At 49.7% G+C, this 23,745-nt stretch carries 17 protein-coding genes, 2 tRNA genes and 2 rRNA genes; 20 read left to right on the forward strand and 1 reads right to left on the reverse strand.

The genetic code is table 11. The features are described 5' to 3' along the window. Nucleotides 1-89 precede the first annotated feature (89 nt). The 10 genes from ABO04_RS10655 to ABO04_RS10700 all read left to right on the forward strand — a co-directional run bounded on the left by ABO04_RS10655 (nt 90) and on the right by ABO04_RS10700 (nt 9,497). Nucleotides 90-518 (forward strand): YeeE/YedE family protein, encoded by a 429-nt coding sequence (locus tag ABO04_RS10655; RefSeq protein ID WP_160810632.1) that lies wholly within the window; start codon nt 90-92, stop codon nt 516-518. A gap of 23 nt (nt 519-541) precedes the next feature. After that, complete coding sequence (locus tag ABO04_RS10660; protein ID WP_160810633.1) at nt 542-1,009, forward strand: YeeE/YedE family protein; 468 nt, start codon at nt 542-544, stop codon at nt 1,007-1,009. 11 nt (nt 1,010-1,020) lie between these two features. Continuing rightward, nucleotides 1,021-1,410, forward strand: a complete 390-nt coding sequence (locus ABO04_RS10665; RefSeq protein ID WP_345853519.1) for a metalloregulator ArsR/SmtB family transcription factor — start codon at nt 1,021-1,023, stop codon at nt 1,408-1,410. Between the two features lie 85 nt (nt 1,411-1,495). After that, the gene (locus ABO04_RS10670; protein WP_160810635.1) at nt 1,496-3,175 is read left to right on the forward strand and encodes a bifunctional protein tyrosine phosphatase family protein/NAD(P)/FAD-dependent oxidoreductase; all 1,680 of its coding nucleotides are present in this window, start codon (nt 1,496-1,498) and stop codon (nt 3,173-3,175) included. Between the two features lie 7 nt (nt 3,176-3,182). Next, nucleotides 3,183-3,995, forward strand: a complete 813-nt coding sequence (locus ABO04_RS10675) for a sulfite exporter TauE/SafE family protein (RefSeq protein ID WP_160810636.1) — start codon at nt 3,183-3,185, stop codon at nt 3,993-3,995. A gap of 28 nt (nt 3,996-4,023) precedes the next feature. Then, nucleotides 4,024-4,431 carry an RNA-binding S4 domain-containing protein gene (locus ABO04_RS10680; protein ID WP_160810637.1) on the forward strand — a complete coding sequence of 136 codons (408 nt, stop codon included), beginning with the start codon at nt 4,024-4,026 and terminating at the stop codon, nt 4,429-4,431. Beyond that, nucleotides 4,428-6,053: a DNA helicase RecQ gene (recQ, locus tag ABO04_RS10685; RefSeq protein WP_160810638.1), complete on the forward strand. Its 1,626-nt coding sequence runs from the start codon at nt 4,428-4,430 to the stop codon at nt 6,051-6,053. The genes ABO04_RS10680 and recQ overlap by 4 nt, the downstream gene beginning before the upstream one ends. Before the next feature lie 198 nt (nt 6,054-6,251). Then, nucleotides 6,252-7,130, forward strand: a complete 879-nt coding sequence (locus ABO04_RS10690; protein WP_160810639.1) for a VPLPA-CTERM sorting domain-containing protein — start codon at nt 6,252-6,254, stop codon at nt 7,128-7,130. A gap of 309 nt (nt 7,131-7,439) precedes the next feature. Continuing rightward, on the forward strand, nt 7,440-8,693 hold the full coding sequence (locus tag ABO04_RS10695; RefSeq protein WP_160810640.1) for a porin: 1,254 nt from the start codon (nt 7,440-7,442) through the stop codon (nt 8,691-8,693). 228 nt (nt 8,694-8,921) lie between these two features. Then, complete coding sequence (locus tag ABO04_RS10700) at nt 8,922-9,497, forward strand: nucleoside deaminase (protein WP_160810641.1); 576 nt, start codon at nt 8,922-8,924, stop codon at nt 9,495-9,497. Between the two features lie 180 nt (nt 9,498-9,677). On the opposite strand, the gene ABO04_RS10705 is transcribed toward ABO04_RS10700, so the two are convergent. Further along, entirely contained in the window at nt 9,678-9,833 is a 156-nt protein-coding gene (locus ABO04_RS10705) for a hypothetical protein (protein WP_160810642.1), read from the reverse strand. 297 nt (nt 9,834-10,130) lie between these two features. Here ABO04_RS10705 and ABO04_RS10710 point away from each other — a divergent pair, with 297 nt between their 5' ends. The 10 genes from ABO04_RS10710 (at nt 10,131) to ABO04_RS10755 (ending at nt 23,675) form a co-directional block, all read left to right on the forward strand. Next, a complete protein-coding gene (locus ABO04_RS10710) occupies nt 10,131-10,919 on the forward strand; it encodes an aldolase (protein WP_160810643.1) in 789 nt (262 codons plus the stop codon). Beyond that, complete coding sequence (locus ABO04_RS10715; RefSeq protein WP_160810644.1) at nt 10,919-14,587, forward strand: ATP-binding protein; 3,669 nt, start codon at nt 10,919-10,921, stop codon at nt 14,585-14,587. The genes ABO04_RS10710 and ABO04_RS10715 overlap by 1 nt, the downstream gene beginning before the upstream one ends. 17 nt (nt 14,588-14,604) lie before the next feature. Beyond that, nucleotides 14,605-15,804 carry an ADP-forming succinate--CoA ligase subunit beta gene (gene sucC, locus ABO04_RS10720; protein ID WP_160810645.1) on the forward strand — a complete coding sequence of 400 codons (1,200 nt, stop codon included), beginning with the start codon at nt 14,605-14,607 and terminating at the stop codon, nt 15,802-15,804. 2 nt (nt 15,805-15,806) lie between these two features. Further along, nucleotides 15,807-16,682, forward strand: a complete 876-nt coding sequence (gene sucD, locus ABO04_RS10725; RefSeq protein ID WP_160810646.1) for a succinate--CoA ligase subunit alpha — start codon at nt 15,807-15,809, stop codon at nt 16,680-16,682. Nucleotides 16,683-16,767: 85 nt separating this feature from the next. Continuing rightward, nucleotides 16,768-17,034, forward strand: coding sequence for a hypothetical protein (locus ABO04_RS10730; protein WP_240141528.1), 267 nt, complete (start codon nt 16,768-16,770; stop codon nt 17,032-17,034). A 27-nt stretch (nt 17,035-17,061) separates the two neighbouring features. Next, complete coding sequence (gene dacB, locus ABO04_RS10735; protein ID WP_160810648.1) at nt 17,062-18,489, forward strand: D-alanyl-D-alanine carboxypeptidase/D-alanyl-D-alanine-endopeptidase; 1,428 nt, start codon at nt 17,062-17,064, stop codon at nt 18,487-18,489. Nucleotides 18,490-18,874: 385 nt separating this feature from the next. Continuing rightward, nucleotides 18,875-20,412: ribosomal RNA gene (locus ABO04_RS10740) — 16S ribosomal RNA — on the forward strand. Between the two features lie 89 nt (nt 20,413-20,501). Continuing rightward, nucleotides 20,502-20,578: transfer RNA gene (locus ABO04_RS10745), tRNA-Ile, on the forward strand. A gap of 2 nt (nt 20,579-20,580) precedes the next feature. Then, a tRNA-Ala gene (locus ABO04_RS10750) sits at nt 20,581-20,656 on the forward strand. 135 nt (nt 20,657-20,791) lie between these two features. Further along, a 23S ribosomal RNA gene (locus ABO04_RS10755) occupies nt 20,792-23,675 on the forward strand. Together the 16S and 23S rRNA genes with 2 tRNA genes alongside form the textbook arrangement of a ribosomal RNA operon. Nucleotides 23,676-23,745 lie beyond the last annotated feature (70 nt).

A 23,745-nucleotide genomic window follows, 5' to 3' on the forward strand; every position in this document is an offset into this window, starting at 1 on the left:
ATTATATTCATACAAATTAATATATTAAATATTAAATCATTAAAATGTATAATGTTCTAGCATAATTTGTATGTCAAGGAGGAAAATTTATGATTGACTGGCAAGCATTTACCCCGATCAGCGCATTTACAGGCGGCATGATCATCGGGCTGGCAGTGACACTGCTATTGCTCGTTGCAGGCCGGATTGCAGGTATATCGGGAATCGTTGGCGGATTAATCGAATTGCGAAAGGGAGATCTTGCCTGGCGAGTTGCATTCATTACCGGATTATTGCTCGCTCCATGGCTGTGGCGCTGGTTGGGTGAATTACCCCCGGTTCATGTTGAAACCAGCGATGCGGTTCTGGTGCTGGCCGGACTGGCAGTCGGGATCGGAACGCGCTACGGCTCTGGTTGTACGAGTGGTCACGGCGTCTGCGGTTTATCACGCCTTTCACCGCGTTCATTAGTAGCAACAATTTTGTTTATGGCCATGGGAATGAGCGTGGTTTATCTCATTCGTCACAACATAGATTAAAACTGATTTTTAAAGGAAAACATATGTTTATCTTAATTACCGCATTGCTTTCCGGATTGATTTTTGGCTTGGGATTAATTTTGTCTGGTATGACGGATCCTGCAAAAGTACTGGCGTTTCTGGATGTTACCGGATATTGGGATCCTTCACTGGCCCTGGTTATGCTGGGTGCGATCAGTATTGGATTTTTTGCGTTTCGGGCAGCAAAACAACGTGGGCAGACATTGTTATCCGCGCCGCTGCGTTTGCCAGTTTCCCATGTGATTGATCATCGGCTGATCTTGGGCAGTCTGCTGTTTGGAGCTGGCTGGGGATTGGCAGGCCTTTGTCCGGGACCAGGGTTGGTACTGGCGGCATCGGGTCATTCTGCGGGAATTGTTTTCGTGACGGCCATGTTGCTGGGCATGGCTGTTTTCGACGGGCTGGAAAGGTATCGTCGGGCTGATTCGAAGCCGGATGATCGACATCAGGAAAAGATTGGCAGACAATGACAGATTCATACGTGCAAGCAGATCTGTCAGCTATGGTGGAAAAAAAGGCGGCTGCAATCAAAGCTTGCTCCATACTGAAAACTCTGGCCAATGAAGATCGATTGATGATTCTGTGTCAATTGATACAGGGAAAAAGGAATGTGGGTGAGCTGGAGCAGTTGCTGGGTATTCGCCAGCCGACCCTATCGCAACAACTTACGGTGCTGCGCGAAGAAAAACTTGTTTCCACCGAACGGAAGGGGAAGTATATTTATTACAGCTTGGCCAGCCGGGAAGCCGTGCAAATCATTGGCACATTGTTTGACTTATACTGTGCAAGTGAAAATGAACGGACTTCGGACAGCACAAATGATTCTGATGAACCGTGTGGCATCGTCAGCAACGATCACGCTAATGGATGACATTTGGAACAGCAGGATTAACGCACATCGATACATGACCGGGCAAGCCGGTAACAACAAAAAACCAAAGTAAGGAGAAACCACTATGAGTGTCGCCCCTGAAACAAAATGGAAAGAACTGGATAAAAAAATAGCGGTCACTGGCCAGATCAGTGTGGACGATATTGCCGGCATTGCGGCTGCAGGTTACAAGTCGATTATTTGTAATCGACCGGATGGAGAAGGCGGAGAAAGTCAGCCGGCCAGCGCGGCATTAGAAAGCGCAGCAAAGGCGGCAGGATTGCAGTTTGCTTACATGCCGGTTGAAATTGGTCAGGTTTCAGATGATAAATGTTCTGCTTTTCACCAGTTGATGCAAACATTACCTGGCCCTGTACTGGCTTTTTGCGGCTCAGGTAATCGTGCTCAAGCACTGTACACCCATGATACAGGTGCTGCTGCATCTGCTGGTACTGGCACGCAAGAGAAAGGAGAAAATTCTGCTGAAGTTTATTGTGAACCAGTGGATAAGCGTGAGGCTGAAACAGTTGCTGCCTGCAACTGGGACAATATGTTTGATGTTGTAGTGGTAGGTGGCGGATCAGGTGGCTTAGGGGTGACTGCAAGTCTGTTGCGCCGGCGTTCATCTCTGCGCATTGCTGTGATTGAACCGAGTGAAAAACATTATTACCAGCCCGCCTGGACCTTGGTCGGAGGAGGAGCGTATGCGATTGACCAGACTGCTCGTAATACCGCTGATGTCATACCACCGGGTGCAGAATGGATCAAGGCAGCAGCTTCGGGATTTTCCCCTGAAAAAAATCTGGTTCATCTGGCGGATGGTCGTTCCATTGGCTATCGTCAGTTAGTGGTATGTCCGGGTATTCGTCTGGCCTGGGAAAAAATAGAAGGTGCTCATGAAACCCTGGGTAAAAACGGCGTTACCTCTAATTATCTGTTTGATCTCGCCCCTTATACCTGGTCACTGGTACAACAGCTTAAGAGTGGCAAGGCGCTGTTTACGCAACCTCCCATGCCAATCAAATGCGCTGGGGCGCCACAGAAGGCGATGTATTTATCGTGTGACTACTGGCAGCGTCAGGGGGTGCTGGATAAAATTGAAGTTGAGTTTGATCTGGCGGGAGCGGTATTGTTCGGGGTTCCCGAATTTGTACCACCCCTGATGAAGTATGTTGATAAATACCACGCCAGCTTGGTATTCAATTCCGATCTGGTCAAGGTTAACGGCCCGGAAAAAGTTGCTACCTTTGAAGTCAAGAATGAGGCGGGAGAAGTTACCCGTGTTGATAAATCATTTGATATGTTGCACATCACACCGCCACAAGTCGCGCCTGATTTTCTGCGTAACAGTGCGCTGGCAAATGCTGCCGGATTTTGTGAGGTTGACCCGAAAACGCTACAAAGCACTTGCTTTTCCAACGTCTTCTCGCTGGGGGATGCCTGTTCCGCACCGAATTCCAAAACGGCGGCAGCTGTTAGAAAGCAGGTAGTTATCGTAGCTGAGAATTTGCTGGCTGCGAAAGAGGGCCGTGAGATGCGCGCCGTTTATGATGGCTATGGTGCCTGCCCATTGACAGTTGAAAACGGCAAGGTGGTTCTGGCCGAGTTTGGTTATGGTGGAAAATTGCTGCCAACCTTCCCGCTCAGCCCGGTTATTCCCAGAAAATTGTACTGGTGGATGAAAGTCAATCTTTTTCCGTGGGTATACTGGGATTGTCTGCTGAAAGGGCGTGAATGGCTGGCCGGATCGACTGAATCAAAATAGGTTCTGCATGGAAATTCAGTGGTTGGGAATTTTTCCTGGTGTTTTTACCGGATTTGTACTGGGATTGACCGGTTCGGGAGGCGCCATTATTGCTGTTCCCTTACTGATTTTTGGTCTGCATGCCACCGTAGCAGAAGCTGCACCGGTTGCCTTGCTGTCCGTGGGTGTATCGGCGGCAGTTGCCACTTATTCATCCTTCAGGCAAAAAATAGTTCGTTACCGGGCAGCCGGCCTCATCGCAGGGATCGGTATGCTGATGACACCTGTCGGCGTATGGGTGGCGCAGCAGCTTTCAGATGCGTTGCTGACAATCGTGTTCTCCGCGGTACTGATTTATGTCGCTTTGTACATGTATCGCAAGAGTCATGAATTTACCTCGCAGTCGGAAAGGGTTGTTTCTCCACCCTGTCAGCTCGATCTGGAGAACGGTCGTTTGATATGGACTGTTCCGTGCGCCAGGGGATTATTGGTTTCAGGCGCTATAACCGGATTTTTATCTGGCTTGCTGGGTGTGGGCGGCGGATTCATCATCATCCCCGCATTGAGAAAAGTATCTGATTTACCCATGAAAACCCTGATTGCCACCTCGCTTTCCATCACAGCACTCATTTCCCTGGCAGGTGTTGTTTCAGCAACCTCCATGGGATTCATGAACTGGGCGCTTGCGCTGCCTTTCACTGCAGGAACAATTGCCGGGACATTGATCGGCAAACGTTATACCCACCGTTTCGATGAAACAAAATTGCAACGCAGCTTTGCCATTCTGGCCGGGTGTATTGCACTCGGAATGCTAATCAAGGCAGCTTATGCGTTTTACTGATGTTTTTTCCTGACAATACTGATTTGCCATGACTGAAAAGGGCATGCAGGCCACAGGCGAGAAATTCCGCATCGATAAGTGGCTGTTTGCTGCACGGTTTTACAAAACACGTTCACAGGCAGCAGATGCGGTCGAACGCGGTCAGGTGCAAATCAACGGCATGCGCGCCAAACCCTCCAGAATTTTGACTGCGGGCGACATGCTGGAAATTCGTATCGGGCCTTATCATCATCTGGTGAAAGTGCTGGCGCTGTCCAATCAGCGTAGGCCTGCGACGGAAGCCCGCCTGCTTTACCAGGAAACAGAAGAAAGCCGGCTGGCGCGTGCGGTATTGGCGGAAAATATCAAATCACAACCTGCTCCGCATTATGCCGGTAAAGGCAGGCCCACCAAACGTACACGGCGTGATCTGGATCGTTTCATGAGCGAGAAATGACCGCGCAGGCACAAACGTTGCTGAAGGAAATTTTCGGCTACAACGAATTTCGTGGCCAGCAGGCCGAAATCATTTCTCATGTAGTGAACGGAAACAGTTGTCTGGTGCTGATGCCCACCGGTGGTGGCAAATCATTGTGTTATCAGATTCCGGCATTATTGCGAAAAGGCGTGGGCATTGTCGTTTCGCCGCTGATTGCGTTGATGGAAAATCAGGTGGCTGTGCTGCGTGAACGGAGTGTTCGGGCGGCCTACCTCAATTCCACGCTCACACCCGGGGCGACCGCAGCGATTGAACAGGGGATGCTGGCGGGAGACTATGATCTGGTTTATGTGGCACCGGAAAGATTACTGACCCCCCGGTTTCATATATTACTGCAGCGTATTCCCATTGCCTTGTTTGCTATTGATGAAGCACATTGTGTTTCCCAGTGGGGGCATGATTTCCGCCCGGAATATGGCAAGCTTTCGATTTTGCCGCGGAAATTCCCGCAAATACCGCGTATTGCTCTGACTGCCAGCGCAGATGCGAAAACCCGGGCGGATATCCTGCGATGCCTTGATTTGCATCGGGCACGAACATTTACCAGCAGTTTCGATCGTCCCAATCTTTGCTATCGTATTACAGCCAGATCAAATGGCCGGATGCAGTTGCTTGATTTCATTCGCAATCAGCATCCAGGAGAGGCGGGCATCATCTATTGCCAATCCCGTAAAAAAGTCGAAGAAACAGCAACGTGGCTCAATGCTAACCATGTTCCGGCGCTTGCTTACCATGCCGGTATGGAAACGGTTGTTCGTACCCGGCACCAGAAAAAATTTCTGCAGCAAGAGGACATCGTAATGGTGGCCACCTCCGCATTCGGACTTGGTATTGATAAACCTGATATTCGTTTTGTCGCTCATCTGGATTTGCCCAAAAGTATTGAAAGCTATTATCAGGAAACCGGCCGTGCCGGACGGGATGGCTTGCCAGCTGATGCATGGATGGTGTACGGGCCGAGCGATATCATCCGGTTGCGCTATCAGGTTGAATCCGACACAGAACCCGTGTCCATTCCAATCAGACAGGCGGCAGCTGCCCGGCTGAATGCCTTGCTGGCGCTGTGTGAAACAACAGCCTGCCGCAGAATACAGTTACTTGAATATTTTGACGAACCGTCCGACTCGGCTATATCGGCATGCGGCAACTGCGATGCCTGCCTGACAACCACACCGGTTCAGGATGCCACGATTGCTGCCCAGAAAGCTTTGTCCTGCGTTTACCGCACAGGCCAGAATTTTGGCATGGAGTATCTGATTGATGTACTAATTGGGAAACGGACCGATCGGATCAGGCAATGGGGGCATGATCACGTCAGCACTTTTGGTATCGGCCGTGAACTCAGCGTTGAAGGCTGGCGTATTGTGTTCAGACACCTGCTGGCACTGGGCTATTTCACCACTGGCGAAGAGCGGTTTACCCTGCAGCTTGCACCGGCGGCCAGGAGCGTGTTGCGCGGAGAAATCCGTATAAAACTGCGCTTGTCGCCCTGCCATTATGCTATTTCACATCAACCGATTTCTACTGATTTATCTGCATCGTCCATGCCGGATTCACGTGAAACTCGATCAGGAATTTAGGGGATCTCTGCAAGACCACCTGCACTGCCATTTGCGTCAGGGAAGCGCTGATTTATTCTGTCATTGCGAGGAGAGACGTGACACGGCGGTCCATAAGGCGTTAAAAAATGATGACTTCGCTTCTCTCGCAATAACAACTTACGATTCAATCAGCGCTTCCTTGTTTTCATACGCATATCCAAAAATGGAGGCAGAGGTATGTTCAATAATTTCAGTACGCAGTTCAGGCTGACAAAGCCATCCGCATTGGCTGGGGTGATTTTTTCTGCAATATTGCTGGTCGCTGCGGAGGCATCGGCCACTCCCTTTGATACCAGCGTGTCCATCACGGCATCGGTTAATTTGAATGTTTTCAGTAGCGAGGCACCGGCCGGACTTACCCAGTCCGGGACTTTTTCTCAGGTGATCGGAGGGGCGATGATCGCTTCCACCGTGGATAACACGCTCAATATTACCGGAACACTGCCTCTCGGCGGCACACTGACCGACATTGATGACGGTGTGGGCATGCGCTTCCAGAGCAGCGGAAATTCCTCTGACGCCACTGATTCCTTCGAGCTTTTCGGAGACTATCGCATCTCACTGGCCAATACTTCGGTGACGGATACTTTTAAAATTACCCTTGGCCTCGAATTCGTCAATAGCGTGGATGCCAGCGGCCAGGATGTTGGAAGCGAGGGGGAAATCATTTTGGAAGAAGAGGGGACGAAAATCTTCTTCAGTAATCTGATTTCTGACACGCTTATTGGAGATGGTGCCGGTGGATTATCCTTTGGTAATCCCTCGTACGACATAATCCTCGCAGACCTGGGAACCGCCGGTGCTGCGTTACTGGATGAGAATAGTATCCTGTTCGATTTTATACTTGCCCCTGGCCAGACGGTAAGCTTGACCGGCCAGAATGATCTGATGGTGGATCTGTTCAACGGTGATTACCGCGCTCTGGTCGAGAGCCGGATCTTTGTCAGCGCCGTGGCTAATCAGGCCACACAGCCGCAACCTGTTCCGGAGCCTGCCGGTCTGTGGCTGTTTGTTGCTGGTTTGATGGGGCTGCGGGCAGTGCGCCGGTTCTGTTGATTTCATTGATTTCAACTTTGTTCTGTCCTGATTGATGCCCTGCACACACAAGAAAATTGAAAGAATTTTTGTAAATGGCGTCAAGAGTGTTGCAATAACACAACATAATTTGGCGAAAAAAGCATAAAAATCGGGATTGGTGTTGCACAACAGATTCTGCTTGGGCACAATCCGTCCAACCCTTCTGATCGGAAAAGTGTGCGGTATGCAACACCTTTGATCAGGCAGGAATAGAAGTAGCAAAGAATGTAGATGTATGGCATCAAGATCCAGATTTGATCCAGGTATTTTTCTTAAGGAGAGCTTCAAATGAATAAAAAACTGATGGCACTGGCAGTTGCCGGCGTGTTGGCAGCCCCGCTGGTTGCTTCTGCAGATGGTACACATGTCACCATTTTCGGCCGCTTGCAGGCTGAGTACGCAACCGTTGACATCGACGGATTTAATGCACAGACCGCTGTTTCGGATGATGCATTGCAATCCCGCTGGGGGCTGCAGATTGCTGAAGATCTGGGCATGGGGTTACGCGCTCTGGGCCGTATCGAGTACTCACTCAATCCGGGTGGTGGTGAAGATAAACACCTTGCTCGTGAACAATGGGTTGGATTAGGTGGTGATCAATGGGGTGAACTGAAATTTGGTCGTGTTCAATCTCCTTTCAAGGATTTTGTCGGAGGTCATGAAATCGATCCATTTGCCTATACCAGTCTGCACGCAAACGGGAGTGGTGGCTTGATGGTGTCATCCAACAATGGTTATGGCTCAGGTGATCATGGGTTTGTCAACAGTGCAGTGCGCTTTGATTCACCGGTGGTGGAAGGTTTTTCTGTAGCTGGTTTGCTGATGCCGGGCGATGCGGATAAAAACGACCCAACAGGTGCTACTCGTTATAACGGTACCAATGTAGCGAGCGCTCTTGCTTTGGGGGATGGATACGCAGGTGGTGAAAACGGTGAATGGGATTTCCAGGTTGGCGCCAAGTACAGCGGCCAGTTTGATGCTATTGGTGTAGATGTGTTCGGAGGCTATTCCAGAGACAATGCCAGCAAATTTCAGAAAACATTCGGGGTTAAAGATGAACAAATCTGGCGTGGTGGTGCCATTTTCAGCGTAGCTGATTTCCGTCTGCGTGGTCAGTATGAGTACGTGATTGATGCCAATCCGTTTGGTGGAGCGGCAAGCTGTACCCATGCTGCTGCATTCGGTGATGCTGCTGGAAGCGTTAGCATGGATGGTGGCCGCGGCCAGTGTAACTCTGCGATGAACCCGAATGGCAATGGTAGTTTGTGGATTGCGGGGGTCGATTACACCATTGGCAACACTATGCTGGTTGCACAAGGCGGTATGGCGCAAGCTAATAGCACTGGTGGTGCTCTTGAGCCATTTGGAGCATATGCAAAACGTAATGTTGAAAATATCACCCTCGGGGTGGTTCATAATCTGAGCCGCCGTTCCAGCCTGTTTGGTGGTTATCAGCGCGTTTGGGTGAAAGACAGAAATCTTGCAGCTGGTGTAGATGCTGATCGCAACGTTTACACAGTAGGGGTACGTCACGATTTCTAATCGGTAACGATCAGATATCAAAGTTGCAGAAAAAAGGGGCAGAGTTATCTGCCCCTTTTTTTATACAGACGATCTTTTTATAGGATGACTGGATAAGAATAGAATCGATCCACGCGTATGAATCCCGCCTATTATTCCATTCCCAAATTAAAGATGACACGAAGGCGAGCCGCCGACAGTATAAATAATATGGCAAGGCAAAGCCGATAAAGCCAGTTTTGATTAGAAATGGAATTGCACATCAAATTACCTGCTTTCCTCATACAGGCCAATACTGAACCGCGCACGCTGATTGAACCGGAAGCACGCATGGATTATGTGCTGGAATTAATGCGCATCAACATGGCGACGGAAGGGGGGCCCTTTGCCGCAGCAGTATTCGAGCGCGACAGTGGTTTGCTGATTGCAGCCGGCGCCAACCGGGTTGTACCAAGCCGGTGTTCCGCTGCGCATGCTGAGATGCTCGCGTTATCACTGGCGCAGGCAAAACTGGGCCATCATGATCTGGGAGCAGATGGCCTGCCTGCCTGTGAACTGGTAACCAGTGCCGAACCCTGCGTAATGTGCCTGGGCGCAGTGATCTGGTCCGGTGTCCGCAGCCTGGTGTGTGCTGCACGGAGTAGTGATGTGGGGGCAATTGGTTTCGACGAAGGCCCTCGACCGGAGAACTGGATCAATGAATTGGAAGCACGTGGGATCACCGTGACAACCGATCTGCTGCGCGATGCTGCCTGCACACTTCTGCATGATTACATTGCCCACAACGGCGTGATTTACAATGCACGTCGCAAAGTACGCAAGTGAGCGACCGGCTGTTTTATCGGCTGACCAATTCCATCGCAATGATCGTAATGCTCCTCTACTGCTTCCGGATTGCTTCGCTGCTTATGCAGCTTGCGAGGAAGCGTAGCTAACGCAGTAATCCAATATCCAGCCAGCGGGTCCGGGCGAGCGCTTCCCGACCGGGAATGGTAAGCAACCAATTTACCACAGCCAGTAAACGAGACCATTCTCCTGCCAGCTCCGGCGCTTGAGGCTGTCGATTTCCGTTGTCAATCCGGAGTGTTCGATACGCTCTTGCTGCCAGAGGACGGCTTGTTTGGTACGGACGACATCGAATCGTTGTACCAGCATATTCATGCTGTTCTATTCAGCCACCAAGAGACCCTGTTTCAACAGACTGAAATAGCTGCGCCGGGCGTCGAGAGTAGCGAAATCGAGAAACATCAGCAGTCAATCCTAGAGTGTGTGGCAATGAACAAAGTGACTGATGAAATATCAAATGATTCAGTATAAATGGAGATTGTCAGGGAGCCTCTGATGAATTGTGTCTGATTCCCGTCGGGTTTTGCTTGCAGCTACAAAAAAAATACGGAAAACTGTCACCCATGATGATAAAAAAAGTTTCTTTAATGAAAAAGAGGGAGATTCCGGCATATGAGCGGTGAGACGTTTGATCTTGACAAGCAGCAGTTGATGGAACGCGAATTTGCTCAAATGGAAAACAAACTGCCCGGTGCGGTTTATTCGATCCGCCAGAAAGTGGCTTTGACGGCCCGCATTCTGTTTGATAACGGTCATGATTCCGGGCTGGCCGGACAGATTACCGCACGAGGGGAAGTGCCAGGTACTTTTCTGACACAACGGCTGGGATTCGGTTTTGACGAAATCAGTGCCGGGAATTTGTTGCTGGTTGATGAGGATTTGCAGGTACTGGAGGGAGATGGCATGCCGAATCCCGCGAATCGCTTTCATTCCTGGGTGTATCGTGCTCGCCCCGATGTGCATTGTATTATCCATACCCATGCGCTGCATACAGCAGCACTCAGCATGCTGGAAGAACCACTCGTTATTTCGCATATGGATAACTGTGTGCTGTATGACGATGTGGCTTTTTTAGCCAAATGGCCGGGGGTGCCGGTGGGCAATGAAGAAGGTGGGCTGATAGCGGATGCGCTGGGTGATAAACGCGCACTGTTGCTGGCGCATCACGGGCTGCTGGTGGCTTGCGGCAATATTGAGGAGGCCTGTCTGATTGCGCTTGCGTTTGAACGGACGGCACGTATGCAGTTGCTGGCAAGTGCGGTTGGCACAATTCAACCCATCGATCCGGCGCTCGGGCAAGAGGCGCACGACTGGATTTTACATACACAGCGCAGCGCGAGTACCTTTGCTTATTACGCCCGGCGTACTCTGAAACAGTGTTCCAACTGTCTGCTGGAGTGATGATTCTCACATCGCTGACTCAGCGGTTCGCCATCTGGTTCGCGCTGGTGGCGCTCTTGCCGATTGCACTGGTTGGCTATGGCTTGCTGCATATTTTTGAGGGTGAAATCCAAAAGTCGGCGATTCAGCAGGTTTCGTCGATCGCTGATAAAAAGATTGAGCAGATTGATTCCTATCTGCGTGAGCGAATACAGGATGCAGCTTTTATCCAGACAAGTGACACGACTCGCCAGTCAATAGACGAATTTTCACAGACATTCAGTCAGTCTGGTGTCGATTCTGAAGCTTATCGCGCGCTGGACGCACGCTACCGGGCGCACTACGGACGTTATCTTGGAGGTACAGGTTACTATGATCTGTTCCTGATATCCCCGGATGGCTGGATTATTTTTTCTGTTAGCCATGAATCCGATTTTGCTACCAATCTGTTGACGGGTCCTTACCGGAATAGTGGGCTTGGCCAAGTATTCCGCCGGACAAAAGAGACATATCAAAGCAGTTTGTCCAATTTTGAATACTATCCGCCATCGCATGGCGCAATTGCTGCGTTTGTAGCTGTGCCCATCATGATCGAGGGTGCTTTCCACGGAGTGCTGGCGTTGCAGATCTACAGCGGGCATGTATTTGATGTACTGACGAATAATGTGGGGCTGGGCGACAGTGGCGAGACGATTGTTACCTACAAAGAAAGCGAGCATTTGGCCCGGGTGCTGGCTCCTCTGCGGGAAGATCCTGATGCCGCCCTGAAACGGACCATATCGCTTGACGATCCACGGTTTTCACTGGCGATCAGGAAGAGTCTGAATGGTGAACACGGAGACGGAGTGACCACTGATTTTCACGGGAACCCGGTGATTGCAGCATGGCGATATTTGCCGCGCGTGAACTGGGGGATGGTGGTGCAGATCGATACCGAAGAGGCCTTTGCTTCGGTGATACAGATGCGTGTCATGGGGCTGGTGGTGCTTGGCATAACTTTTCTGTTGGCCATTCTGGGGGCGCTATTGTTCAATCGGCGAGTGGTGATGCCTCTCAAAAATATGAATGAATGTGCCCAGGCGATTAATGCCGGAAATCTTCAGCATCACATTCCTGAAGAAGGATGGGATGAAATCGGGCAACTGGCCAGTGTTTTCAATATGATGACCAATCGCCTGGATATCAGTTATCGCCATCTGGAAGCACGTGTGGCCGAGCGCACCGCCAGGCTGGAACAGCTTAATGCCGAACTGGCGATCAAGGAAGAGGAAACCCGTTCGGTCGTTGAGCATATGGTGGATTGCGTGGTGACCACTGATGAGCGGGGGGTGATGCTTTCGGTGAATCCAGTTATGGAAAAGCTGTTCGGCTATACCGTGGAGGAGGCAACCGGACAGAATGTTTCAATTCTGGTGCCGGAACCGCATGGGAGTATGCATGAATACTATATGCAGCGCTATTGCGAAACCGGATATGGCCAGCAATATGTGGGCCTTCCGCAGCAACCAGGTGGACATCATGTCGGGCTGGGGCGCGAAGTTGAAGGCCTGCACAAGGATGGGACGGTGATTCCTTTGTATCTTGCGGTCAGCGAGTATTTCGTGGGGAATGAGCGGCATTTCACCGGAGTTATGCGCGATATGCGTGAACACGTCAAAATCAGGCAGGATCTGGAGCAGGCGCGACACGATGCGGAGCTGGCCAATCAGGCCAAATCCGCTTTTCTTGCCGCCATGAGTCATGAAATCCGCACACCGATGAATGGCGTGATCGGCATGATCGATGTGCTGGACCAGACCAGCTTGAGTGCATATCAGCGGGAAATGACCGATCTCATCCGGGAATCTGCTTTCGCGTTGCTTGAGATTATTGAGGATATTCTCGATTTTTCCAAGATTGAGGCCGGCCGGCTGGAAATCGAACGAATGCCAGTGTCCCTGGAGAAAGTGGTGGAGCGCGCATGTGGAGCGCTGACCCATATGGCTGCCAGCAAGGAAGTTGTGCTGACTTTGTTCGTAGATCCGACTTTACCCGGGAATGTACTGGGAGATGCGTTGCGCCTGCGGCAGATACTGATCAACCTGATCAATAATGCCATCAAGTTTTCCAGTAGCATGTCGCGGCCGGGGCGTGTTGCTGTAAAAGCCAGTCTGGCAGAGACGATGGATGATGGGACTATAACAGTGATGTTTCAGGTGATCGATAATGGTATCGGTATGAGTGACGCGGATCGGGAGCGCTTGTTTACACCTTTTTCCCAGGGGGATGCTTCCACTACTCGCCGCTTTGGTGGAACCGGCCTGGGTTTGACCATCTGTCGTCGGCTGATCGAGTTAATGAAGGGCGAAATCTCGGTGGAAAGTAAACTGAATGAGGGTTCCACGTTTATTGTTCGTATTCCGTTCGAGGTGATTCAGGGAGCGGTAATTCAGGAGGCTGGATCAGAAATAGATCTCACAGGATTATCATGTGTGGTGATAGGAAGTGAGGACGATGGATTGGGTTCTGATCTTGCGGCTTATCTGGAATATGCCGGTGTTGCGGTTGAATATGTATCAAATTTGGCTGCCCTGCGTGAGAGAGTTAAACAGCTTCCAGCGGATCCATGTTTACTGGTGGTGGATGCGGGGGAGGGAGAATTGTCTGTTGACGGGTTGCGTGCGCTGTTTCGTGATCGGCCTGGTTCGAACATGAGTGACAAGCTCCGGTTTGTAATTGTCAGACGTGGCCGGCGCCATCGCAGTCGTATGGAAAACGAGGGTGTAGTGACACTTGATGGAAATGTGCTGTATCGCCGGGTTTTTCTCCACGCAATAGCGGTTGCAGCTGGCCGGGCAAAGCTGGAGGAAGATCAGGATATTCCTGCGGAAGTTATCAGCAAGGCTGTTCCTTTATCCCGGGAAGAAGCACTGCAGCAGGATAATTTGATTCTGGTTGCCGAAGATAATGAGATCAACCAGAAAGTCATTCGCCAACAGCTTGCCTTGCTGGGATTTTCTGCGGATATCGTCGTCAACGGGCATGAGGCGTTGCAGAGATGGAAAAGTGGAGAGTATGCGCTGATATTGACGGATCTGCACATGCCGGAAATGGATGGATATCAGTTGACACAAGCGATTCGCTCCGGGAAAACGGGTCGTTATCAGATTCCGATTGTTGCCCTGACAGCAAATGCGTTGAAGGGTGAGGCAGAAAGATGTCGTGCACTGGGAATGGATGATTATCTGAGCAAGCCGGTGCAACTGGAGCAGCTTAAATCGGTACTGGAGAAATGGTTGCAGAGATCAAAACGGGTAGAGCAACCAGACAAGAATATTCAGCAACCTCCAGCCGCTGCTGAAGGAATTACGGTAGATGTGAATGTACTTAAATCGCTGGTTGGGAATGATCAAGGCATCATCAGGGAATTTCTGCAGGATTTTCTTCGTGATGCCGAAAAGATTGCCGAGCAGCTGCAAAATAGCGTGGCAGATTGCAAAACGGATGAAGCGAAATTTGCTGCGCACAAACTTAAATCTTCAGCGCGGTCGATCGGCGCACTGGCTTTGGGTGAATGGTGTGCACAAATGGAGAGTGCTGCAAAGCAAGGTGATCTGGAAAAACTGGCCAGGCTGTTGCCGGGCTTTAAACAAGAGCTGGCTGAAGTAGGGGAATATATCGAGCAAATATTGGTACAACCCGATATTTGAGTGCAAAAGGATGAAATATGAAAATTCATGAATACCAGGCTAAAGCAATTCTCAGTCGTTATGGGGTAAGTGTGCCGGCTGGGATTGCCTGTTTCAGCGTGGAGGAAGCCGTACTGGCTGCCGAGAAGCTGGGTGGAGACAAATGGGCAGTTAAAGCACAGATTTACGCCGGAGGGCGTGGCAAGGCCGGGGGAGTGAAACTGGCGAAATCCATTGCGGAAGTCCGGCAATTTGCTGAAACCATACTGTTTGCTCCCCTGGTTACGCCTCAGACCGGTCCACAGGGTCAGGTTGTTCGCCGGCTCTATGTCGAACAAGGGGTTGTTGTCAGTCACGAGTATTACGTGGCACTGGTAGTTGACCGTGCTTCACAGTGCGTCAGCCTGATCGCAAGTGATGCAGGTGGCGTGGATATTGAGCAAGTAGCAGACAGCACGCCGGAAAAAATACACAAAATTCAGATTGATCCGCTTGAGGGATTGATTCTTCAGGATGCAGCGCAAGTTGTGCGTCAGATCAATTTACCTGAATCATGTCAGGGGGAGGCTGCATCCATGCTGAGAGCGCTATATCAGGCATTTGATGAAAATGATGCCTCGCTGCTTGAGATTAATCCATTGATTGTTACGCCAGATAACCATCTGATTGCTTTGGACGCCAAGATGAATTTTGATGATAACGCCCTGTTTCGTCACCCTGAAATTGCTGCCTTGCGGGATCCGGATGAGGATGATCCGCTTGAGGTGGAAGCCGCGCGGCATGGACTGTCCTATATTCCACTGGATGGTGATATTGCCTGTCTGGTCAACGGAGCTGGTCTGGCAATGGCAACCATGGACATCATTAAGATTTATGGAGGGAATCCGGCTAATTTTCTGGATGTGGGGGGCGGAGCAACCGTAGAAAAAGTAATTGAAGCATTCAAGCTGATGCTGGAAAACAGCGGATTGCGGGCCATACTGATCAATATTTTCGGTGGGATCATGCGCTGCGATGTGATTGCTGAAGGTGTGGTATCAGCAGCACGCGAAGTGAAACTGACTGTTCCATTGATTGTTCGACTGGAGGGAACCAACGTGGAGTTGGGGAAAAAAATTCTGGCAGATTCGGGATTAACAATTATTTCTGCCAGCAATATGGCGGATGCTGCCAGAAAAGCAGTGGATGCGGCTGCTCAGCATCGATCTGGGACTGCAACTGCAACCGGAGGGCTATGACGATGACTATTCTGATTGATCGTCACACGCGTGTCATAACACAGGGTATTACGGGCAAAACCGGACAGCTTCATACCCGCCAGTGCCGTGATTATGCTTATGGCAGAGATTGCTTTGTAGCAGGAGTCAACCCGAAAAAGGCAGGAGAAGATTTTGAAGGTATTCCGGTGTTTGCGACGGTGGAAGAAGCGAAGCGGATGACAGGTGCGACTGTATCGGTAATTTATGTGCCGCCTGCCTATGCGGCTGCTGCAATTGATGAAGCAGTGGAAGCCGGGCTGGATCTGGTGATTTGCATTACTGAAGGTATTCCTGTCCGGGATATGTTGCGAACACGTGCTCGTATGCGTGGAAAAAGAACGCTGTTGATCGGGCCCAATTGTCCGGGGATTATCACACCAGGCGATCTGAAAATCGGCATCATGCCAGGTGCTATTCATCAGCAAGGAAGAGTTGGAGTGGTCTCAAGATCGGGTACGCTGACCTATGAGGCGGTAGCCCAGCTGAGTGAGCTGGGCGTGGGACAATCTACTTGCGTCGGTATTGGTGGTGATCCGATCAACGGTCTTAAACATATCGACATTCTGAAGTTGTTCAATGAAGATAGCGAGACGGATGCTGTGCTGATGGTGGGTGAAATTGGGGGTACAGATGAGGAAGAATGTGCTCGTTGGGTTAAAGATCACATGAAGAAGCCGGTAGTGGGTTTCATTGCCGGAACGACGGCACCTCCTGGCAAACGAATGGGACATGCTGGCGCGATTGTTGCTGGAGGTAAAGGCACAGCACAGAAAAAAATTGAAGTAATGGAAGCGTGTGGCATTCGTGTGACACGTAATCCCGCTGAGATGGGCAAGTTGCTGAAAACAGTGATATAGCAAAAATTCAATGAATGGAAGGGAATAAAAAATGCTCCGAGCAAATAGTATTGCAATGGTAATCGCTTTATTGGCAGGCTGTACGATGACTAAACCCCCTGTGCCTGGCCCTGGTCTTCCAGCGCCAGATCCTGTCGTGAAGCAACGACCATCCGGTCCACTGCCTCCCAGTACGCGCCCGACCTATAATCTTGCTGGTTACCCCAAAGCGGCTCAGGAGGGATATATAGACGGCTGTGAAACAGCAAAACAATCAGCCTATGGATTCAAGGATAAAAAACGATACGCGGCCGATACGCAGTATCGAATGGGCTGGGATGACGGGTTGTCTATTTGTCGTGGCACACGCTGATCACAATAAACTGATCTGCTGACTGCTATGAAAAATTTGCTAAAAACAGCGTGTCTATTGTGGGGTGTGTTGGTTCTTCCGGTTTATGCCGTTGATTTGCCGGATAGTGTCAGACAAGCCCTGAAAAGGGCGAGTATTCCCGAGACGGCTATCGGGGTTTATGTCAGAGAAGTTGGTGCCGAACGGCCGCTGCTATCTGTTAATGCGGATGTGTCAATGAATCCTGCATCAGTCATGAAGATTGTCACAACGTATGCCGGGCTGGAAATGCTCGGACCATCATATACATGGCGTACCGAGGTTTATGCAAATGGCAATCTGGAAAACGGCAGGTTGCAAGGTGACTTGATTATCAAAGGATATGGTGATCCCAGTCTCAATCTGGAAAATTTCTGGTTGTTGCTCCGTCAGGTTCGTCAGGCTGGATTGAAGGATATCAGCGGTGATCTGGTGCTGGATTACAGCTATTATAATTTTCCGGCAGAAGACCCGGGAGCTTTCGATGGCAAGCGCTATAAAACCTACAATGTAGCCCCAGAGGCGTTATTGGTGAATTATCGTACATCAATGCTGCATTTGTTTCCTGAATCGCGGCGTGGTGGCGTGCGAGTTACAGCTGATCCGGAGAGTCAATTGCTGAGTGTGCAAAATCATCTCAAATTGACCCAGAAAAAATGCGGTGCTAGTGGCGTTCGCGTGAATATTCGTGATGGTGTTCCGCAGCAGGGCCATGTGACAGTAGTGCTTGACGGCGATTATTCGGCTAATTGCGGTCAAACTACTTATTACCTGAGTTTGCATGAGAGTTCGGCGTATATTCATCAACTGTTTAGTGTATTGTGGAAGCAACTGGGTGGCGTATTTAAGGGTGGCGTGCGATACGGAACAGCACCGAGAACATTAAATCCAATGAGTGTTTATCATTCTCCGCCACTGGCTGAAGTTATTCGGGGCATTAACAAATTCAGCAATAACGTAGCGGCAAAACAGCTGTTTTTATCGTTGGGTGAGACAGAGTCTCAAGGTGGCGAATTTGTTTCGCCCAATCTGGCACGATCTGGTATACGACAGTGGCTGTTTTCTAAAAATATGGATTTTCCAGAGCTGGTGCTGGAAAACGGATCAGGATTATCGCGTAGAGAGCGAATTAGTGCGCGGCATTTAAATAATTTATTGAATGCGGCTTATTTTTCATCCACGATGCCCGAGTTCATGGCCTCTCTGGCGGTGGTCGGGGTGGATGGGACGGCACGAAAACGCTTGAAGAAATCTGCCGTTGCCCAGAAAGCACATATTAAAACAGGCACGTTGAAAGATGTATCTGCGATAGCAGGGTATGTGCTGAACCATAAAAAAAAGCGTTATGTGGTGGCATTTATTGTGAATCATCCGAAATCAGGTGGTGCAAAAACGGCCATGGATGCGTTATTAGAATGGTTATATCTGAAAACATGAGGGATGAGGAAGGGTATGGATAACGAATCGAATAAAAATCAAAAAAATTTTTGAGTCAGAACGGGGGTGTGCAAGGTATTGCAACGCATGATCGCAAAAGATTGGTTTTTTAAATAATAAACAAAATCAATATCTTGCGATGCTTTGCGAAACAAAATCAAAAATGTTGTCTGATATCGCTTGACTTGGGTTATTTAATCTATATAATGCGCATCTCTATCGCGATGACGCAAGTCAAAGCAAAGATCTTTAAAAAGCAAATAACCAATAAGTGTGGACGCTTGGCAGTATAAAAGTTGTAAGATCCAGTAATTGGATCGGTAGATGATTAAGCGTCTGCGAAGATGGCCTGTCAAACAGGCTTGAGTCAGATGAAAAAGAAATAAAACTGAAGAGTTTGATCCTGGCTCAGATTGAACGCTGGCGGCATGCTTTACACATGCAAGTCGAACGGCAGCGGGGGCTTCGGCCTGCCGGCGAGTGGCGAACGGGTGAGTAATACATCGGAACGTGTCCTTGAGTGGGGAATAACGCATCGAAAGATGTGCTAATACCGCATATTTCTCAGGAAGAAAGCAGGGGATCGAAAGACCTTGCGCTAAAGGAGCGGCCGATGTCTGATTAGCTAGTTGGTGAGGTAAAGGCTTACCAAGGCAACGATCAGTAGCTGGTCTGAGAGGACGATCAGCCACACTGGGACTGAGACACGGCCCAGACTCCTACGGGAGGCAGCAGTGGGGAATTTTGGACAATGGGCGAAAGCCTGATCCAGCCATGCCGCGTGAGTGAAGAAGGCCTTCGGGTTGTAAAGCTCTTTTAGTCGGAAAGAAAGAATTATGGTTAATAGCCATGATTTATGACGGTACCGACAGAAAAAGCACCGGCTAACTACGTGCCAGCAGCCGCGGTAATACGTAGGGTGCGAGCGTTAATCGGAATTACTGGGCGTAAAGGGTGCGCAGGCGGCCTTGCAAGTCAGATGTGAAAGCCCCGGGCTTAACCTGGGAATTGCGTTTGAAACTACAAAGCTAGAGTGCAGCAGAGGGGAGTGGAATTCCATGTGTAGCAGTGAAATGCGTAGAGATGTGGAAGAACACCGATGGCGAAGGCAGCTCCCTGGGTTGACACTGACGCTCATGCACGAAAGCGTGGGGAGCAAACAGGATTAGATACCCTGGTAGTCCACGCCCTAAACTATGTCAACTAGTTGTCGGATCTAATTAAGGATTTGGTAACGTAGCTAACGCGTGAAGTTGACCGCCTGGGGAGTACGGTCGCAAGATTAAAACTCAAAGGAATTGACGGGGACCCGCACAAGCGGTGGATTATGTGGATTAATTCGATGCAACGCGAAAAACCTTACCTACCCTTGACATGCTTGGAATCTAATGGAGACATAAGAGTGCCCGAAAGGGAGCCAAGACACAGGTGCTGCATGGCTGTCGTCAGCTCGTGTCGTGAGATGTTGGGTTAAGTCCCGCAACGAGCGCAACCCTTGTCACTAATTGCTATCATTTAAAATGAGCACTTTAGTGAGACTGCCGGTGACAAACCGGAGGAAGGTGGGGATGACGTCAAGTCCTCATGGCCCTTATGGGTAGGGCTTCACACGTAATACAATGGCGTGTACAGAGGGTTGCCAACCCGCGAGGGGGAGCCAATCTCAGAAAGCACGTCGTAGTCCGGATCGGAGTCTGCAACTCGGCTCCGTGAAGTCGGAATCGCTAGTAATCGCGGATCAGCATGCCGCGGTGAATACGTTCCCGGGTCTTGTACACACCGCCCGTCACACCATGGGAGTGATTTTCACCAGAAGCAGGTAGTTTAACCGCAAGGAGGGCGCTTGCCACGGTGGGGGTCATGACTGGGGTGAAGTCGTAACAAGGTAGCCGTAGGGGAACCTGCGGCTGGATCACCTCCTTTCATAAATTATTGTCAAGTGTTCACACTTATTGGTTATTAAATAAATACAAATTTGGGTTTGAGGTGTGGGTTTAAACTTGGACTCGTAAGGGTCTGTAGCTCAGTTGGTTAGAGCACACGCTTGATAAGCGTGGGGTCGGTGGTTCAAATCCACCCAGACCCACCATAGGGGGTGTAGCTCAGCTGGGAGAGCACCTGCTTTGCAAGCAGGGGGTCATCGGTTCGATCCCGTTCACCTCCACCATAGAAATTTGATTTATTTGCGTTCTTTAAAAATAAAATTGGGTAAGATTGTGCATAAGCATGATTAAAGTAACTATAAGATTGCTAACAAAGCACTGTATTTGTAAGGATGGTGCGTGAGTTTTCAAGATTATAGGATCAAGTGAACAAGTGCATGTGGTGGATGCCTTGGCGATTACAGGCGATGAAGGACGTGGAAGCCTGCGAAAAGCTTCGGGGAGCTGGCAAACAAGCTTTGATCCGAAGATGTCCGAATGGGGAAACCCACCCGTAAGGGTAGTCTTTCCTGAATATATAGGGAAATGATAGCTAACCTGGCGAACTGAAACATCTAAGTAGCCAGAGGAAAAGAAATCAAAAGAGATTCCCAGAGTAGTGGCGAGCGAAATGGGATCAGCCAGCAATATTTAATATTTAGATTAATCGAATTATCTGGAAAGTTAAACCATAGTGGGTGATAGTCCTGTAGATGAAAATCTGAATATGGAACTAAGATTGCGGAAAGTAGGGCGGGGCACGTGAAATCCTGTCTGAATATAGGGGGACCATCCTCTAAGGCTAAATACTCGTAATCGACCGATAGTGAACCAGTACCGTGAGGGAAAGGCGAAAAGAACCCCGGGAGGGGAGTGAAATAGATCCTGAAACCGCATGCATACAAACAGTGGGAGCCTCGTAAGAGGTGACCGCGTACCTTTTGTATAATGGGTCAGCGACTTACATTCAGTAGCGAGCTTAACCGATAGGGGAGGCGTAGTGAAAACGAGTCTTAATAGGGCGATGAGTTGCTGGGTGTAGACCCGAAACCAGATGATCTACCCATGGCCAGGATGAAACGAGGGTAATACCTCGCGGAGGTCCGAACCCACTAATGTTGAAAAATTAGGGGATGAGCTGTGGGTAGGGGTGAAAGGCTAAACAAATCTGGAAATAGCTGGTTCTCTCCGAAAACTATTTAGGTAGTGCCTCATATATCATTTTTGGGGGTAGAGCACTGTTATGGCTAGGGGGTCGTCAAGACTTACCAAACCATTGCAAACTCCGAATACCAAAAAATGTAAGTATGGGAGACAGACATCGGGTGCTAACGTTCGGTGTCGAGAGGGAAACAACCCAGACCTTCAGCTAAGGTCCCAAAGATACAGTTAAGTGGTAAACGAAGTGGGAAGGCATAGACAGTCAGGAAGTTGGCTTAGAAGCAGCCATCCTTTAAAGAAAGCGTAATAGCTCACTGATCGAGTCGTCCTGCGCGGAAGATGTAACGGGGCTAAACTGTACACCGAAGCTAAGGACTTGCAATTATTGCAAGTGGTAGGAGAGCGTTCCGTAAGCCTGCGAAGGTAATTTGTAAGAATTGCTGGAGGTATCGGAAGTGCGAATGCTGACATGAGTAGCGATAAAGGAAGTGAAAAGCTTCCTCGCCGAAAACCCAAGGTTTCCTGTGCAACGTTCATCGGCGCAGGGTTAGTCGGCTCCTAAGGTGAGGCAGAGATGCGTAGCTGATGGAAAACTGGTTAATATTCCAGTACCTTTATTTAATGCGATGCGGGGACGAAGAAGGCTAGCTTGGCCAGGTGTTGGATGTCCTGGTTGAAGCAGGTAGACATGCTATTTAGGTAAATCCGAATAGCTAAGTTGAGATGTGATAACGAAACTTCCTTAGGGAAGCCAAGCAAGTAATGCCATGCTTCCAGGAAAAGCCGCTAAGCTTCAGTTAAATAAGGACCGTACCGTAAACCGACACAGGTGGGAAGGATGAGAATTCTAAGGCGCTTGAGAGAACTCAGGAGAAGGAACTCGGCAAATTGACACCGTAACTTCGGGAGAAGGTGTGCCTTTGGTATGTGAAATACTTTGCGTATGGAGCAGAAAAAGGTTGCAATAAAATGGTGGCTGCGACTGTTTAATAAAAACATAGCACTCTGCAAACACGAAAGTGGACGTATAGAGTGTGACGCCTGCCCGGTGCCGGAAGGTTAAGTGATGGGGTGCAAGCTCTTGATCGAAGCCCCGGTAAACGGCGGCCGTAACTATAACGGTCCTAAGGTAGCGAAATTCCTTGTCGGGTAAGTTCCGACCTGCACGAATGGCGTAACGATGGCCACACTGTCTCCTCCTGAGACTCAGCGAAGTTGAAATGTTTGTGAAGATGCAATCTACCCGCGGCTAGACGGAAAGACCCCGTGCACCTTTACTGTAGCTTTACATTGGATTTTGATTATTCTTGTGTAGGATAGGTGGGAGGCTGTGATACATGCTCGCTAGAGTATGTGGAGCCAACCTTGAAATACCACCCTGGAGTGATCGAAATTCTAACTCAGGTCCATAATCTGGATCGAGGACCGTGTATGGTAGGCAGTTTGACTGGGGCGGTCTCCTCCCAAAGAGTAACGGAGGAGTGCGAAGGTACGCTAAGCACGGTCGGAAATCGTGCTGATAGTGCAATGGCATAAGCGTGCTTAACTGCGAGACTGACAAGTCGAGCAGATGCGAAAGCAGGTCATAGTGATCCGGTGGTTCTGTATGGAAGGGCCATCGCTCAACGGATAAAAGGTACGCCGGGGATAACAGGCTGATTCCTCCCAAGAGTTCATATCGACGGGGGAGTTTGGCACCTCGATGTCGGCTCATCACATCCTGGGGCTGTAGTCGGTCCCAAGGGTATGGCTGTTCGCCATTTAAAGTGGTACGTGAGCTGGGTTTAAAACGTCGTGAGACAGTTTGGTCCCTATCTGCCGTGGGCGTTGGAAATTTGAGTGGGGCTGCTCCTAGTACGAGAGGACCGGAGTGGACGCACCTCTGGTGTACCGGTTATGACGCCAGTCGTATCGCCGGGTAGCTAAGTGCGGAAGAGATAACCGCTGAAAGCATCTAAGCGGGAAACTTGCCATAAGATTAGATTTCCCGGGAGTATAACTCCCCTAAAGGTTCGTTGGAGACTACAACGTTGATAGGTCGAGTGTGGAAGCACAGTAATGTGTTAAGCTAATCGATACTAATTGACCGTGAGGCTTGATCCTATAATCTTGAAAATTAATTTTATTCTTGTGATTAGTAAGTAGTTACAATAATACTACCCAATTTTACCTT

It is taken from the genome of Nitrosomonas sp. HPC101 (genome assembly GCF_009833125.1).
Taxonomy (GTDB): Bacteria; Pseudomonadota; Gammaproteobacteria; order Burkholderiales; family Nitrosomonadaceae; genus Nitrosomonas.